We start from the raw sequence: 13,656 nt of genomic DNA, 5'->3' as shown, positions 1-13,656 counted from the left end.
ATTCGGCACGTTGTCCGTCTTTAATAGCAACAGCAAACTTACCGAATGCCGAAAAAAGTAACAACTTTGTAATTGAAATCAGGGAATTTCACCCTTGATGAACAATTCTTTATCAAAACGCGATTCCTTGAGCGCTTCTTTGACACGCTTCAAGTTATCTCTGAATTTCGCCCCGCGGCGCAGGGTAAAACCGGTCGCCAGGACATCGATGACGGTGAGCTGCGCCAGACGGGACACCATCGGCATGTAGATATCGGTGTCTTCCGGCACGTCTAGCGTGATCGCCAGCGTCGCTTCACGCGCCAGCGGCGTCCCGGTGGAGGTAAGGGCGATGACCATGGCATCGTTTTCACGCGCCAGCTGGGCCAGTTCGACCAGACTTTTGGTGCGGCCAGTATGCGATATCAGCACCACCACGTCATCTTCGTTACAGTTCATACAGCTCATGCGTTGCAGCACGATGTCGTCGGAATAGATAACCGGGACGTTAAAGCGAAAAAATTTATTCATCGCATCGTGAGCGACAGCGGCGGAGGAACCGAGGCCAAAGAAGGCAATTTTCTTCGCCTGGGTCAGCAGATCGACAGCGCGGTTAACCGAGGTCATATCCAGCGACTGGCGGACCTGATCCAGCGTCGCCATGGCCGATTCGAAAATCTTGCCCGTATAGGCCTCCACGCTGTCGTCTTCATCGACATTGCGGTTCACATAGGGGGTACCGTTCGCCAGACTTTGCGCCAGATGCAGTTTAAAATCGGGAAATCCACGCGTCTCCATGCTGCGGCAAAACCGGTTGACGGTCGGTTCACTGACCCCCGACTCCTGTGCCAGGGCGGCAATGCTGGAATGAATGGCCTGAGCGGGCGCGGCGAGAATTACTTCAGCCACTTTTCGCTCGGATTTGCTAAGGTGTTCCAGTTGAAACTGGATTTTTTCCAGCATGTTCATTATTAACACAGCGCTCATCGGTGGAAGCGATTTCATAAATGGGTGAAATCGCGATTCGAATTAGCAAGAATATACGCCTGTGATAGTCCGAAAAGGACAAACCATGGAAAAAATGTTGTTGTTTTTTTTCATTACTTGATCGCTGTCGGATTTTAGCAACGGCCTGACTGAGCAAAGTTTCACCAGTTTCATCGCCATTACCTTCGCTGCTGCGCGCTCCGGGCGAAATATCGCCGTATCGCACGGGAGGATAAGCGCAAATGGTTTCGGGAATGACGTAAAAGCAGTAGAGTGCATTGTAATAAAATTACAACGATATTCTGGCAAAAGCACCAGGATATCCAACTGAGGAGAATGACATGGCGGTAACGCAAACAGCCCAGGCATGTGACCTGGTCATTTTCGGCGCGAAAGGCGATCTTGCACGCCGTAAATTGCTGCCTTCCCTGTATCAACTGGAAAAAGCGGGTCAAATCCACCCGGAGACCCGCATCCTGGGCGTGGGCCGTGCGGACTGGGATAAAGACGCGTATACCAAAGTCGTGCGCGAAGCCCTGGAAACTTTCATGAAAGAGAAAATCGATGAAAGTTTGTGGGACAAGCTGAGCGGACGTCTCGATTTCTGCAACCTCGACGTTAACGACACGTCGGCATTTGCCAATCTGAGCGCAATGCTCGATCAAAAAAATCGCGTCACCATTAACTACTTTGCCATGCCACCAAGCACCTTCGGCGCCATCTGCAAAGGGCTGGGTGAAGCGAACCTCAACGCCAAACCTGCGCGCGTGGTGATGGAAAAACCGCTGGGCACCTCCCTTGCCACCTCCCGCGAAATCAACGACCAGGTTGGCGAGTACTTTGAAGAGTGCCAGGTTTACCGTATCGACCACTATCTGGGTAAAGAGACGGTGCTGAACCTGCTGGCGCTGCGCTTTGCGAACTCCCTGTTTGTGAATAACTGGGATAACCGCACCATCGATCACGTTGAGATCACGGTGGCAGAAGAGGTCGGCATTGAAGGGCGCTGGGGTTATTTTGACCAGGCCGGGCAGATGCGCGACATGATCCAGAACCACCTGCTGCAGGTGCTCTGTATGATCGCCATGTCTCCGCCGTCGGATCTCACCGCGGACAGCATCCGCGACGCGAAAGTGAAAGTATTGAAGTCACTGCGCCGTATCGACCGCTCCAACGTGCGTGAGAAGACGGTACGCGGCCAGTACACCGCCGGGTTTGCGCAGGGCAAAAAAGTGCCAGGCTACCTGGAAGAAGAGGGCGCGAACAAATCCAGCAACACCGAGACGTTTGTGGCGATCCGCGTGGATATTGATGACTGGCGCTGGGCGGGGGTTCCGTTCTACCTGCGTACCGGTAAACGTCTGCCCGCTAAATGTTCTGAAGTGGTTGTCTATTTCAAAAATCCAGAGCTGAACCTGTTCAAAGAGTCCTGGCAGGAGCTGCCGCAGAACAAACTGACCATCCGTCTGCAGCCGGACGAGGGTGTGGACATTCAGGTGCTGAACAAAGTGCCGGGCCTGGACCACAAACACAACCTGCAGACCACCAAGCTGGATCTGAGCTACTCCGAAACCTTCAACCAGACCCATCTGGCGGATGCGTACGAACGTCTGCTGCTGGAAACCATGCGCGGTATCCAGGCGCTGTTCGTCCGTCGTGACGAAGTGGAAGAGGCGTGGAAGTGGGTCGACTCCATCACCGAAGCGTGGGCAGCGGATCAGGATGCACCGAAACCGTATCAGGCGGGCACCTGGGGACCGGTTGCCTCGGTGGCGATGATCACCCGTGATGGCCGTTCCTGGAACGAGTTTGAGTAAGGCTGACCGCTAATCCCTACGGGGTATTTTACCGGTAACATGATCTGGCTCAGGCCAGCGTGCAATATTTAATCATTTAAGCCCCCGGTGGATTTCCACCCGGGGCTTTTTTTATTACACTGCCAGCAGCGATTTTGCCCCAGGGCTCCGGCAATCAAGCGTTTCAGCGATGTTATCGCCTGCTAAACACTTTGTTAATTCCAGAGCGCGGACAGATAAATGACAGGAGCTTCTATGAATTCGACTTTGTTACGGGTAACACAGCGCATTATTGAGCGTTCGAAACAGACCCGTTCTGCCTACCTCGCGCGCATCCAGCAGGCGAAGTCCGACACGGTCCATCGATCGCAGCTGGCTTGCGGCAACCTGGCGCACGGTTTTGCCGCCTGTAAGCCAGAAGATAAAGCCTCGCTGAAAAGTATGCTGCGTAACAATATCGCGATCATCACCTCCTATAACGACATGCTCTCGGCGCACCAGCCTTATGAGACCTACCCGGATATCATCCGCAAGTCGCTGCACCAGGCCAATGCGGTAGGCCAGGTAGCGGGCGGGGTGCCCGCCATGTGCGATGGCGTGACCCAGGGGCAGGATGGCATGGAGCTGTCGCTGCTGAGCCGCGAAGTGATCGCCATGTCCACGGCGGTCGGTCTGTCGCATAACATGTTTGACGGCGCGCTCTACCTCGGCGTGTGCGACAAGATTGTCCCGGGCCTGACCATGGCGGCGCTGTCGTTTGGTCATCTGCCTGCGCTGTTTGTGCCGTCAGGCCCAATGGCCAGTGGCCTCGCCAATAAAGAGAAGGTGCGTATTCGTCAGCTTTACGCCGAAGGCAAAGTTGACCGCATGGCGCTGCTGGAATCCGAAGCTGCCTCCTACCATGCACCGGGTACCTGTACCTTCTACGGTACCGCCAACACTAACCAGATGGTGGTGGAGTTTATGGGGATGCAGCTGCCGGGCTCGTCGTTCGTCCATCCGGATGCCCCGCTGCGTGAAGCGCTGACCGCGGCCGCTGCCCGTCAGGTGACCCGCCTGACCGGTAACGGCAACGAGTGGATGCCGCTCGGTAAAATGGTGGATGAAAAAGTGGTAGTGAACGGTATCGTGGCCCTGCTGGCGACGGGCGGTTCCACTAACCACACCATGCATATGGTGGCGATGGCGCGTGCCGCCGGGATCCAGATTAACTGGGATGATTTCTCCGATCTGTCTGAAGTGGTTCCGCTGTTGACCCGTCTTTACCCGAATGGTCCGGCCGATATCAACCACTTCCAGGCGGCGGGCGGTGTACCGGTGCTGATGCGCGAGCTGCTGAAGGGCGGCCTGCTGCATGAAGATGTCAACACTGTGGCCGGTTTCGGCCTGCAGCGTTACACCCTGGAGCCGTGGCTGAACGAGGGTGAGCTGGACTGGCGTGAAGGGGCCCAGGCCTCGCTGGATGACAGCGTGATCGCCACCTTCGACAAGCCTTTCTCCCACCACGGCGGCACCAAAGTGCTGACCGGTAACCTGGGCCGTGCGGTGATGAAAACCTCCGCGGTGCCGGTGGAAAACCAGATCATTGAAGCCCCGGCAGTGGTTTTCGAAAGCCAGCATGATGTTCTGCCGGCATTTGAAGCCGGTCTGCTGGACAAAGATTGCGTCGTTGTTGTCCGTCATCAGGGACCAAAAGCGAACGGAATGCCAGAATTACATAAACTAATGCCGCCACTTGGTGTATTATTGGACCGCTGTTTCAAAATTGCATTAGTTACCGATGGACGCCTCTCCGGTGCATCGGGTAAAGTGCCTTCCGCCATCCACGTCACCCCGGAAGCCTACGATGGTGGACTGCTGGCGAAAGTGTACGATGGCGACATCATCCGCGTTAATGGTCAGACAGGCGAGTTGACCTTACTGGTGGATGAGGCGGTCCTGGCCGCACGTAAGCCGCATATTCCTGACCTGAGCGCATCGCGCGTGGGAACGGGACGCGAAATGTTCAGCGCGTTACGCGAGAACCTCTCGGGTGCAGAACAGGGCGCGACCTGTATTACGTTTTAAGACGACAAGAATTATCGATCTGGCGAGAGAAAACTCTGATGAAAAACTGGAATACAAGTGCAGAAGCAATCCTGAAAACTGGCCCGGTAGTGCCGGTTATCGTGATTAATAAGCTGGAACACGCAGTCCCGATGGCGAAAGCGCTGGTTGCGGGCGGTGTACGCGTACTGGAAGTCACGCTGCGTACTGCCTGTGCAATGGATGCTATTCGCGCCATCGCTAAAGAAGTGCCGGAAGCGATCATCGGTGCGGGTACCGTACTGAACCCGCAGCAGCTGGCTGAGGTTACCGAAGCCGGTGCGCAGTTCGCCATCAGCCCGGGCCTGACCGAGCCTCTGCTGAAAGCCGCAACCGAAGGCTCCATTCCTCTGATCCCAGGCATCAGCACCGTGTCTGAACTGATGCTGGGTATGGACTACGGTCTGAAAGAGTTCAAATTCTTCCCGGCGGAAGCGAACGGCGGCACCAAAGCGCTGCAGGCTATCGCAGGTCCGTTCGCGAACGTCCGTTTCTGCCCAACTGGCGGTATCTCTCCGGCGAACTACCGTGACTACCTGGCGCTGAAAAGCGTGCTGTGCATCGGCGGCTCCTGGCTGGTGCCGGCGGATGCCATGGAAGCGGGCGACTGGGATCGCATCACTAAGCTGGCGCGCGAAGCGGTAGAAGGCGCGCAGCAGTAAGTTTTAGGTATTGTGCGCGTTTTTTGCCGGGTGGCAGCTTCGCCTTACCCGGCCTACGATAAACGTCAAATGCCATACAAAAACGGGCCAATCGGCCCGTTTTTTTTATTCTGCTACCTGCACGCTGGCGGCCGCGTTTTTCGCCCGCTCAACGGCCTCTTCCACGCTGTCGCCCGTCGCCAGCGCCACACCTAAGCGACGCGAGCCGTCAATCTCTGGCTTACCAAACAGACGCAGCTGCAGGCCAGCGCCTACTGCGACATCGACATTATCAAAGGTGACGTTCTGGCTGGTCAGCTGCGGCAGGATCACCGCCGAGGCCGCCGGGCCGTACTGACGCACACCGCCAACCGGCAGGCCGAGGAAAGCGCGAACGTGCAGGGCAAACTCGGAGAGATCCTGCGAAATTAAGGTCACCATACCGGTGTCGTGCGGGCGAGGGGAGACCTCGCTGAAGATGACCTCGTCGCCGCAAACGAACAGCTCCACGCCAAACAGCCCATGGCCGCCCAGCGCCAGCACCACTTTACGGGAGATCTCTTCGGCGCGCGCCCGGGCCAGCGGGCTCATCTGCTGTGGCTGCCAGGATTCACGGTAGTCGCCATCTTCCTGGCGATGACCAATCGGCTCGCAGAAGTGGACCCCATCAACGGCGCTGACGGTCAGCAGGGTGATCTCAAAGTCAAACTGCACCACACCCTCAACGATCACTCGCCCGGCGCCTGCGCGGCCACCCTGCTGGGCGTAATCCCAGGCCTTGTCCAGCTGTTCGGCGCTGCGCACAAAGCTCTGTCCTTTACCGGAGGAGCTCATCACCGGTTTAATGATGCACGGGTAGCCAATTTCAGCCACGGCCTGCAAAAAATCATTTTTGCTGTCGGCGAAACGATAGCGTGAGGTGGGCAGGGAGAGCTCTTCGGCCGCCAGACGACGAATGCCTTCCCGGTTCATGGTCAGCTTCGCTGCGCGGGCGCAGGGCACCACGCGCTGGCCTTCGGCTTCCAGCGCCAGCAGGGTATCGGTGGCGATGGCTTCAATTTCCGGCACCACGAAGTGCGGTTTTTCTTCATTGATCAGGGTGCGCAGGGCGTCACCGTCGAGCATATTGATCACGTGCGAGCGGTGGGCAACGTGCATGGCTGGCGCATCGGCGTAGCGATCGACGGCGATCACTTCGATACCTAAACGCTGGCACTCAATGGCCACCTCTTTACCCAGCTCACCTGAGCCCAGCAGCATCACACGCGTTGCTGCCGGACGCAGCGCAGTTCCTAAACGAGTCATAATGATTCCCCTGAAAAAGTTGCGCGCAGTATAAACGAAAACGTTTGCGTCTGTCTTGTGTTGCGAAAATCTGTCGGGCTGACGGAGGGTTATTTGCATCGCGGCATTTTTCGACCATGCTTTTGTTGAACCAAAACAGGAGAGCATGATGAATAAAACAGGGGTAGCAATAGCACTGCTGGCCGCCAGCCTGACCGCCCAGGCCGCAGAGGAGAAAACCGTGAAATTTCCCACCTGCGAAGGGCAGAATGCCGAAGGTATTGCCGCCAGCGTGAAGCGGGATTATCTGCAAAACCGCATCGTGCGCTGGGCGGACGATCAAAAAACCCTGGGACAGGCCGATCCGGTAGCCTGGATCAACCCTAAGCAGGTGAAAGGCGAGAATGATCGCTGGACGGTACCGCTGACAGTACGAGGTAAAAACACCGATATCCATTATCAGGTGAAGATCGACTGTAAAGCGGGTAGCGCGCAGTATCAGTCGTCGAAGAGGTGAATTTTCGCTTCTTTTGTCGCCATAGACATTTCCTGACATCCCCTCGCTTACGCTGTGAAATTCATCCACCGTTAAGTGAGGGTAAACATGTCAAACTGGCTGAATCAATTACAGTCTCTGCTCGGGCAGAAAGGGTCTTCGTCATCTGGCGAAGGCCTGAGCAAACTGCTGACGCCGGGGGCGCTTGGCGGCCTGGCCGGATTACTGGTAGCGAATAAATCCTCGCGTAAATTACTGAGCAAATATGGCACCGGCGCGCTGCTTGCCGGGGGCGGCGCCGTTGCCGGTACTGTACTGTGGAACAAGTACAAAGAGAGAATTCGCAGCGCGCATCAGGGCGAGCCGCAGTTTGGTCAGCAGGCGTCGCCGCTGGACGAGCGCAGCGAAAGGCTGATCCTGGCGCTGGTCTTTGCCGCAAAGAGTGATGGCCACATTGACGATAAAGAGCGGGCTGCCATCGAACAGCAGTTGCGCGAAGCGGGCGTGGAAGAGCAGGGCAGGGCGCTGGTGGCACGTGCCATTGAGGAACCGCTCGATCCTGCGCGTCTGGCCAAGGGTATCCAGAATGAAGAGGAGGCCCTCGAACTGTACTTCCTGAGCTGTGCGGCAATCGACATCGATCATTTTATGGAGCGCAGCTATCTTAATGCGCTGGGCGATGCGCTGAAAATCCCGGCAGACGTACGGGAAGGGATCGAGCAGGATATTCGCCAGCAAAAACAAGCGCTCCCCGGCTAGATTTTTACGCCTCGCGGAGCCGTTTCGCTTGCATCGTGCGCATGTTTTGCCAACCTTATAGGGTGTTAAACGTAGAAGAATCATAACGCCATGCCACCTAAAGCCCAACGCATACCGCACGCTCTCACCATGCACGGTGACACGCGTATCGACAACTATTACTGGTTGCGCGACGATACCCGCTCAAAGCCGGAGGTGCTGGACTACCTCCACGAGGAGAATGACTATGGCCGAAGGGTCATGGCGACGCAGCAGGCGCTGCAGGATCGTCTGCTCAGCGAAATGGTTGAGCGCGTCCCGCAGCGTGACGTCTCGGCCCCCTGGAGTCGAAATGGCTATCGTTACCGGCACGTTTATGAGCCCGGTAACGAATATGCCATCTACCAGCGCCAGTCGGTACTTTGCGCCGAGTGGGAAGAGTGGGAGACCCTGCTGGATGCCAACCAGCGTGCGGCGCACAGCGAGTTTTATACCCTGGGCGGCATGGCGGTATCGCCGGATAACGCCATCATGGCGCTGGCCGAAGATTACCTCTCCCGACGGCAGTATGGTTTGCGTTTCCGCAATCTGGAGAGCGGGAACTGGTATCCGGAGATGCTCGATAACGTTTCACCCGACTTTATCTGGGCCAACGACTCTGAAACCATCTATTACATCAAAAAGCACGCCACGACCCTGCATCCTTATCAGGTCTGGCGGCATACGGTCGGTACGTCGTCGAGAAGTGATGAACTGGTTTATGAGGAGAAAGACGAGACCTTTTACGTCAGCCTGCATAAAACCACCTCCAAACACTATGTGATTATCTTTCTCGCCAGCGCTACCACCACCGAGGTGTTGCTGCTGGATGCCGAGCTGCCGGATGCTCAGCCGCTGTGCTTTATGCCGCGTCGCAAGGATCATGAGTACAGCCTCGATCACTTCCAGCACACCTTCTATTTGCGCTCCAACCGGGAGGGGAAAAACTTTGGCCTCTATAAGACCAAGGTACGTGATGAACGCAAATGGGAAGTGCTGATCCCGCCGCGGGATCAGGTGATGCTGGAAGGCTTCACCCTCTTTACCGACTGGCTGGTGGTTGAAGAGCGCCAGCGCGGGCTCACCAGCCTGCGGCAAATCAACCGTAAAACCCGCGAAGTGATCGGAATCGCCTTTGACGATCCTGCCTATGTCACCTGGATTGGCTATAACCCCGAGCCGGAAACATCGCGCCTGCGTTACGGCTACTCCTCCATGACCACCCCGGATACCCTGTTTGAACTGGACATGGACACCGGGCAGCGCCGGGTGTTGAAGCAGGCAGAGGTGAAAGGGTTTAACGCCGATGTTTATCGCAGCGAGCACGTGTGGATTGTCGCCCGCGACGGCACCGAAGTGCCCGTCTCGCTGGTCTATCACAAGCACCATTTTCGCAAAGGTAAAAACCCGATCCTCATCTACGGCTATGGCTCGTATGGCTCCAGTATTGACGCGGATTTCAGTGGCAGCCGCCTGAGCCTGCTCGACCGCGGGTTTGTCTTCGCCATTGCTCATATCCGCGGCGGCGGCGAGCTGGGGCAAAAATGGTACGAAGATGGCAAATTCCTGAAAAAGAAAAACACCTTTAATGACTACCTGGATGTCTGCGAGGGTTTGCTGGGGCTAGGCTATGGCGATCGCAAACAGTGCTTTGCCATGGGCGGCAGCGCGGGCGGCATGCTGATGGGCACCGTGATTAACGAGCGCCCGGGACTCTTTAAAGGGGTGATAGCGCAGGTGCCGTTTGTGGATGTCCTGACCACCATGCTGGACGAGTCTATCCCGCTGACCATTGGCGAATATGAAGAGTGGGGCAATCCGCAGGATGAGACCTACTATCGCTATATGAAAGCCTACAGCCCCTACGATAACGTTGGCGAGAAAGCCTATCCTCACATGTTGGTTACCACCGGTTTACATGACTCCCAGGTTCAGTACTGGGAGCCCGCGAAGTGGGTGGCGAAGCTGCGGGAAATGAAGACCGACAATAACTTACTGCTACTCTGCACCGATATGGATGCCGGGCACGGTGGGAAATCCGGGCGCTTCAAATCCTACGAAGGGGTGGCCCTGGAGTATGCATTTCTGGTTGGCCTGGCTCAGGAGACGTTAACCAGCCAGGCGGCAGAGGTCGATCAGGATCCGCCCAGATAGTGCTTCAGCGTCAGACGCAGCTCCGGGCTCATTCTGTCGAGGTTATTGTACAGCCAACGGAGATAGCCCGGATCCTTGTCTGCCACTTCCGCCACCGCTTTGCCGCGGTATTTGCCGAAGGTAAAGGTAGTCAGCAGCGCCGGGCGTCCGGTGATATCGGCCATCTCATCCGGCGTCCAGCCGGTGGTGTTCATGATATCGATCAGCAACGCGGCGGTGATGTAGCAGTCGTACAGGGCCCGGTGGTGGTGCAACCCTTCCGGCGTCCGGACGCTCAGTTTGCGCGATTTATAGAGCGCCATATTGCTGTATTTAATGCCCGGCCATAAGCGCCGCGCCAGCTTCATGGTGCAGATCCACTCCCCGGGCATCTCGGGCAGTACACGGCGATCGAAGCTGGCGTTGTGCGCCACATACCAGGGGCTACCGTGATAATGTGGGATCACCTCTTCAATCCAGGGTTTGTCGGCGACCATCGCCTCGGTGATGCGGTGGATAGCCATCGCCTGCGGGCTGATGGGGCGATCCGGACGTACCAGATGGCTACGTGGATTGACGATCTGCCCGTTCACAACGTCGACAGATGCCACTTCCACAATCCCCCCCTGCAGGTCACAGGTTTCGGTGTCGATGACACGTAGCATGGCTCTCTCCTGGCCGTAAAAGGCTTAGCGTAATGGAATGATCTCACCTTGCCAACCCTGCTCAACAAAGCGCCCGGTCAATAATAGTTCACCCCGGTCGGCGCGGACGATTAATTGCCCACGGGCATCCCAGAGCGCGCTCCCGCCGTCACGGTTCGCCATCAGTACGGCGATGGCATAGCGGTGGGCAAAACGCTGGAGCTGGGAAAAGGTGGCAGACCAGCCCGTTTCACTCACCGCCATGCCGCGGGTAAACAGAGCAGCATCAGGCGCAATATTGGGCTGATCGGAGTGAGGATCAACAATGCTCAGGCCGCCATGTCTGTTCTCCAGACAGGCGCCTGCTCCATGTGGATAAAGAATGGCGTTGGGCTGGCTCGGGGAAAACCAGGCCAGTCCGGGCTGGCGCTGGCCTCTCTCTTCCACCGTGAGCCCGGCAATCACCGAGACGTCAGCTGATTTTGCCGCATCCAGAAGCGGAGCCAGCTGCTGGTGGTCGGGGGGAGCGGGAAGCCGACCATCGGGCAGGGCCGGGCCGGTTAACGACAGCTCAGGGAAGAGGACAACATTGCACTGCTGGCGGGCAGCGGCGGTGATAAAACGCAGGTGATGCGTGATGTGTTCATCAACGCAGTGATGGCTCGCGCGGTACTGTGCGGCGGCAATATTCCATTGGGACATCGTGATTTCCTTATACACGGAGTCGCAGAGATTCATAAAGCCCATGAATGTATCAGGGGCTTTAATCCTGGCATAAACAGTGTAAGGAACTGTAACCGCGGGTAAGTTTATTTAACTTTCGGTTCCCACGGCAGGCGAGAAAGGTTAACGGAGTTGAGTCGATGGGCAATCAGGCGCTCGCGAAACCAGTCACGCAGGTGCGACGGTTGCTCACGCTCCACCACTTCGGCGATCACCGGCATGTTATAGCGCTCTTTGAATGCCACACCTGCGGCCGCCAAATCAACATTCACTTTGTCCATCTCCTCCTGGGGGAGGGTGGCGAGATTAATATGCATTACCGTCTCCTTCATTTGCGGGCCAACGTTACCCAAACGGCGGCGCGTTGACAAGCCCGGGCAGGATGATCCTCGACTGGACCATTGTACAGCGTTATCCTCTGGTAATCAGGCATAACAAAAAGGAATATATGTGATGACAAAACTCGTTACCCGCACCCTGACGGTGCTGCTGGCGACGCTCGCAGCACCGGTTGTTTTTGCTCACGCTCATTTACAGCATCAATATCCCGCCGCAGACGCTGCCGTAGACGCGGCGCCTCAGGCGTTGACCCTGAACTTCTCCGAAGGGATCGAACCCCGTTTTAGCGGCGTGACCCTCACCAATGATAAACAGCAGCCCGTCGCACTCGGGGCGGTAAAACGCAACGAGAAGGATCCGACCCAGCTGATCGTACCGATGACCGCTGCGCTGACGTCGGGTACCTATCAGGTGAAGTGGCACGTGGTTTCCGTAGATGGTCATAAGACCGAGGGCAGCTACCGTTTTAGCGTGAAGTAAGATGCTGGCGTTCTGCTACGTTACGCTGCGCTTCGCGCATTTTGCTGCCCTGATGGTGCTGTTTGGCAATGCCCTGTACGGTGCATGGCTGGCGCCCGTTGCGCTGCGGCGGCTAATGGCGCGTCGCTTTCGGGGGCAGCAAAAAAAGGTCGCATTCATCAGCCTGCTCGCCGCGCTGATGATGCTGGCGCTACAGGGCGGCATGATGGGTAACGGCTGGCCGGATGTGGTCAGCCCATCCATCTGGCAGGCGGTGCTCACGACCCAGTTTGGGCGGATCTGGTTATGGCAGATGATCCTGGCCCTGATTACATTCTGGGTCGCCTGGATGCAGCCGGGAAAAACCATGCCGCTGATGCTGTTCTTTACCGCTGCGCAGTTTTTCCTGCTGGCAGGAACCGGGCATGCGGCGCTGCATGATGGGATAACGGGCCTGGCGCAGCGCAGCAACCATGGCCTGCATCTTTTATGTGCCGCGGGCTGGCTGGGGGGCCTGCTGCCGCTGCTGTTTTGCCTGCGCCTGTCCCATGGACGCTGGCGGCGAGCCGCCGTTCACACCATGATGCGCTTCTCGCGCTACGGACATCTGGCGGTGGCGGGGGTGATCCTCACCGGAATGGTAAATATTGTGCTGATCCAGGGGTGGGTACTGCCCTGGCACTCGGCCTGGGGGCAATTACTGTTGGTGAAATGTGCGCTGGTGGCAATGATGGTGGTAATTGCCCTGGTGAATCGGTATGTTCTGGTGCCGCGGTTTCGTTCTGGCGACGGACGCGAGCAACGCTATTTTATCAGGATGACGCAGAGTGAGGTTGTGCTGGGGGCGCTGGTTCTGGCGGCAGTCAGCCTGTTCGCGACCTGGGAACCCTTCTGACGAGGTGGAATACAATGAAAAAAACAGTACTTTCTTTCTTATTGCTGGCCTGCTCCGGCGCGGCACTGGCAGCCCCGCAGGTGATCACCGTCAGCCGGTTCGAAGTGGGTAAAGATAAATGGGCCTTTAACCGTGAAGAGGTGATGCTGACTTGCCGTCCGGGCCATGCGCTCTATGCCATTAACCCCAGCACCCTGGTGCAGTATCCCCTGAACGACGTGGCGCAGCAGCAGGTCGACAGCGGTAAAAGCAACGGCCAGCCCATCTCGGTTATTCAGATTGACGATCCGGCAAACCCAGGGCAGAAGATGAGCCTGGCGCCGTTTATCGAGCGCGCGAATACGCTCTGCTAGCTTACCGCTTCCAATAAAAAAACCGCAGGCTTCTCTTCGGAAGCATTGCGGTTTTTATGTTTAAG

General features: G+C 57.0%; 14 protein-coding genes. 9 read left to right on the top strand and 5 right to left on the bottom strand.

Going from position 1 to position 13,656, the window contains the following annotated elements; translation table 11 throughout:
- Positions 1-78: 78 nt before the first annotated feature.
- Positions 79-984, bottom strand: a complete 906-nt coding sequence (locus tag GNG26_RS13725) for a MurR/RpiR family transcriptional regulator (RefSeq protein ID WP_103822378.1) — start codon at positions 982-984, stop codon at positions 79-81.
- Positions 985-1,307: 323 nt separating this feature from the next.
- Between GNG26_RS13725 and zwf the strand changes: the two genes are divergently transcribed.
- The 3 genes from zwf (at position 1,308) to GNG26_RS13710 (ending at position 5,509) form a co-directional block, all read left to right on the top strand.
- On the top strand, positions 1,308-2,783 hold the full coding sequence (gene zwf, locus GNG26_RS13720; RefSeq protein WP_103180055.1) for a glucose-6-phosphate dehydrogenase: 1,476 nt from the start codon (positions 1,308-1,310) through the stop codon (positions 2,781-2,783).
- Between the two features lie 234 nt (positions 2,784-3,017).
- The gene (edd, locus tag GNG26_RS13715; protein WP_156239131.1) at positions 3,018-4,829 is read left to right on the top strand and encodes a phosphogluconate dehydratase; all 1,812 of its coding nucleotides are present in this window, start codon (positions 3,018-3,020) and stop codon (positions 4,827-4,829) included.
- Positions 4,830-4,867: 38 nt separating this feature from the next.
- A complete protein-coding gene (locus tag GNG26_RS13710; RefSeq protein WP_103822376.1) occupies positions 4,868-5,509 on the top strand; it encodes a bifunctional 4-hydroxy-2-oxoglutarate aldolase/2-dehydro-3-deoxy-phosphogluconate aldolase in 642 nt (213 codons plus the stop codon).
- A 105-nt stretch (positions 5,510-5,614) separates the two neighbouring features.
- On the opposite strand, the gene purT is transcribed toward GNG26_RS13710, so the two are convergent.
- Positions 5,615-6,793 (bottom strand): formate-dependent phosphoribosylglycinamide formyltransferase, encoded by a 1,179-nt coding sequence (purT, locus tag GNG26_RS13705; RefSeq protein ID WP_156239129.1) that lies wholly within the window; start codon positions 6,791-6,793, stop codon positions 5,615-5,617.
- Between the two features lie 148 nt (positions 6,794-6,941).
- On the opposite strand from purT, the gene yebF reads away from it, so the two are divergent.
- The 3 genes from yebF (at position 6,942) to ptrB (ending at position 10,199) form a co-directional block, all read left to right on the top strand.
- Positions 6,942-7,289, top strand: a complete 348-nt coding sequence (gene yebF, locus GNG26_RS13700) for a protein YebF (protein WP_103822374.1) — start codon at positions 6,942-6,944, stop codon at positions 7,287-7,289.
- Between the two features lie 87 nt (positions 7,290-7,376).
- Positions 7,377-8,027, top strand: coding sequence for a tellurite resistance TerB family protein (locus GNG26_RS13695; RefSeq protein WP_114314615.1), 651 nt, complete (start codon positions 7,377-7,379; stop codon positions 8,025-8,027).
- 90 nt (positions 8,028-8,117) lie between these two features.
- Positions 8,118-10,199, top strand: a complete 2,082-nt coding sequence (ptrB, locus tag GNG26_RS13690) for an oligopeptidase B (protein ID WP_156239127.1) — start codon at positions 8,118-8,120, stop codon at positions 10,197-10,199.
- Here ptrB and exoX read toward each other — a convergent pair.
- From exoX to GNG26_RS13675, 3 genes are all read right to left on the bottom strand, one after another.
- Positions 10,181-10,843, bottom strand: coding sequence for an exodeoxyribonuclease X (gene exoX, locus GNG26_RS13685; RefSeq protein WP_103822371.1), 663 nt, complete (start codon positions 10,841-10,843; stop codon positions 10,181-10,183). The two genes, ptrB and exoX, sit on opposite strands and share 19 nt — an antisense overlap.
- A gap of 24 nt (positions 10,844-10,867) precedes the next feature.
- Complete coding sequence (locus GNG26_RS13680) at positions 10,868-11,524, bottom strand: nitrilase-related carbon-nitrogen hydrolase (RefSeq protein WP_156239125.1); 657 nt, start codon at positions 11,522-11,524, stop codon at positions 10,868-10,870.
- Between the two features lie 107 nt (positions 11,525-11,631).
- A complete protein-coding gene (locus GNG26_RS13675) occupies positions 11,632-11,862 on the bottom strand; it encodes a DNA polymerase III subunit theta (RefSeq protein WP_103180048.1) in 231 nt (76 codons plus the stop codon).
- Between the two features lie 136 nt (positions 11,863-11,998).
- Here GNG26_RS13675 and yobA point away from each other — a divergent pair, with 136 nt between their 5' ends.
- Genes yobA through GNG26_RS13660 form a run of 3 tightly spaced genes read left to right on the top strand, consistent with a single transcriptional unit; the run spans position 11,999 to position 13,591 of the window.
- Positions 11,999-12,364 carry a CopC domain-containing protein YobA gene (gene yobA, locus GNG26_RS13670; protein ID WP_156239123.1) on the top strand — a complete coding sequence of 122 codons (366 nt, stop codon included), beginning with the start codon at positions 11,999-12,001 and terminating at the stop codon, positions 12,362-12,364.
- Between the two features lies 1 nt (position 12,365).
- Positions 12,366-13,238, top strand: a complete 873-nt coding sequence (gene copD / locus GNG26_RS13665) for a copper homeostasis membrane protein CopD (RefSeq protein WP_156239121.1) — start codon at positions 12,366-12,368, stop codon at positions 13,236-13,238.
- A 14-nt stretch (positions 13,239-13,252) separates the two neighbouring features.
- Entirely contained in the window at positions 13,253-13,591 is a 339-nt protein-coding gene (locus tag GNG26_RS13660) for a YebY family protein (protein WP_103822368.1), read from the top strand.
- The last annotated feature ends 65 nt before the right edge of the window (positions 13,592-13,656 follow it).

Origin of the sequence: Leclercia sp. J807 (assembly GCF_009734465.1) — a bacterium.
In the GTDB taxonomy this organism is placed as follows: Bacteria; Pseudomonadota; Gammaproteobacteria; order Enterobacterales; family Enterobacteriaceae; genus Enterobacter.
Note: the sequence above shows the minus strand (reverse complement) of the source record. Positions and strands in the feature narration are given on the sequence as shown.

What these genes read in the sequence shown, in the direction of transcription:
- GNG26_RS13710 (WP_103822376.1), top strand. Translation starts at nt 4,868, where the DNA reads ATGAAAAACTGGAATACAAGTGCAGAAGCAATCCTGAAAACTGGCCCG.
- GNG26_RS13680 (WP_156239125.1), bottom strand. Translation starts at nt 11,524, where the DNA reads ATGTCCCAATGGAATATTGCCGCCGCACAGTACCGCGCGAGCCATCAC.
- purT (WP_156239129.1), bottom strand. Translation starts at nt 6,793, where the DNA reads ATGACTCGTTTAGGAACTGCGCTGCGTCCGGCAGCAACGCGTGTGATG.
- GNG26_RS13725 (WP_103822378.1), bottom strand. Translation starts at nt 984, where the DNA reads ATGAAATCGCTTCCACCGATGAGCGCTGTGTTAATAATGAACATGCTG.
- GNG26_RS13695 (WP_114314615.1), top strand. Translation starts at nt 7,377, where the DNA reads ATGTCAAACTGGCTGAATCAATTACAGTCTCTGCTCGGGCAGAAAGGG.
- ptrB (WP_156239127.1), top strand. Translation starts at nt 8,118, where the DNA reads ATGCCACCTAAAGCCCAACGCATACCGCACGCTCTCACCATGCACGGT.
- copD (WP_156239121.1), top strand. Translation starts at nt 12,366, where the DNA reads ATGCTGGCGTTCTGCTACGTTACGCTGCGCTTCGCGCATTTTGCTGCC.
- GNG26_RS13675 (WP_103180048.1), bottom strand. Translation starts at nt 11,862, where the DNA reads ATGCATATTAATCTCGCCACCCTCCCCCAGGAGGAGATGGACAAAGTG.
- edd (WP_156239131.1), top strand. Translation starts at nt 3,018, where the DNA reads ATGAATTCGACTTTGTTACGGGTAACACAGCGCATTATTGAGCGTTCG.
- GNG26_RS13660 (WP_103822368.1), top strand. Translation starts at nt 13,253, where the DNA reads ATGAAAAAAACAGTACTTTCTTTCTTATTGCTGGCCTGCTCCGGCGCG.
- exoX (WP_103822371.1), bottom strand. Translation starts at nt 10,843, where the DNA reads ATGCTACGTGTCATCGACACCGAAACCTGTGACCTGCAGGGGGGGATT.
- yobA (WP_156239123.1), top strand. Translation starts at nt 11,999, where the DNA reads ATGACAAAACTCGTTACCCGCACCCTGACGGTGCTGCTGGCGACGCTC.
- zwf (WP_103180055.1), top strand. Translation starts at nt 1,308, where the DNA reads ATGGCGGTAACGCAAACAGCCCAGGCATGTGACCTGGTCATTTTCGGC.
- yebF (WP_103822374.1), top strand. Translation starts at nt 6,942, where the DNA reads ATGAATAAAACAGGGGTAGCAATAGCACTGCTGGCCGCCAGCCTGACC.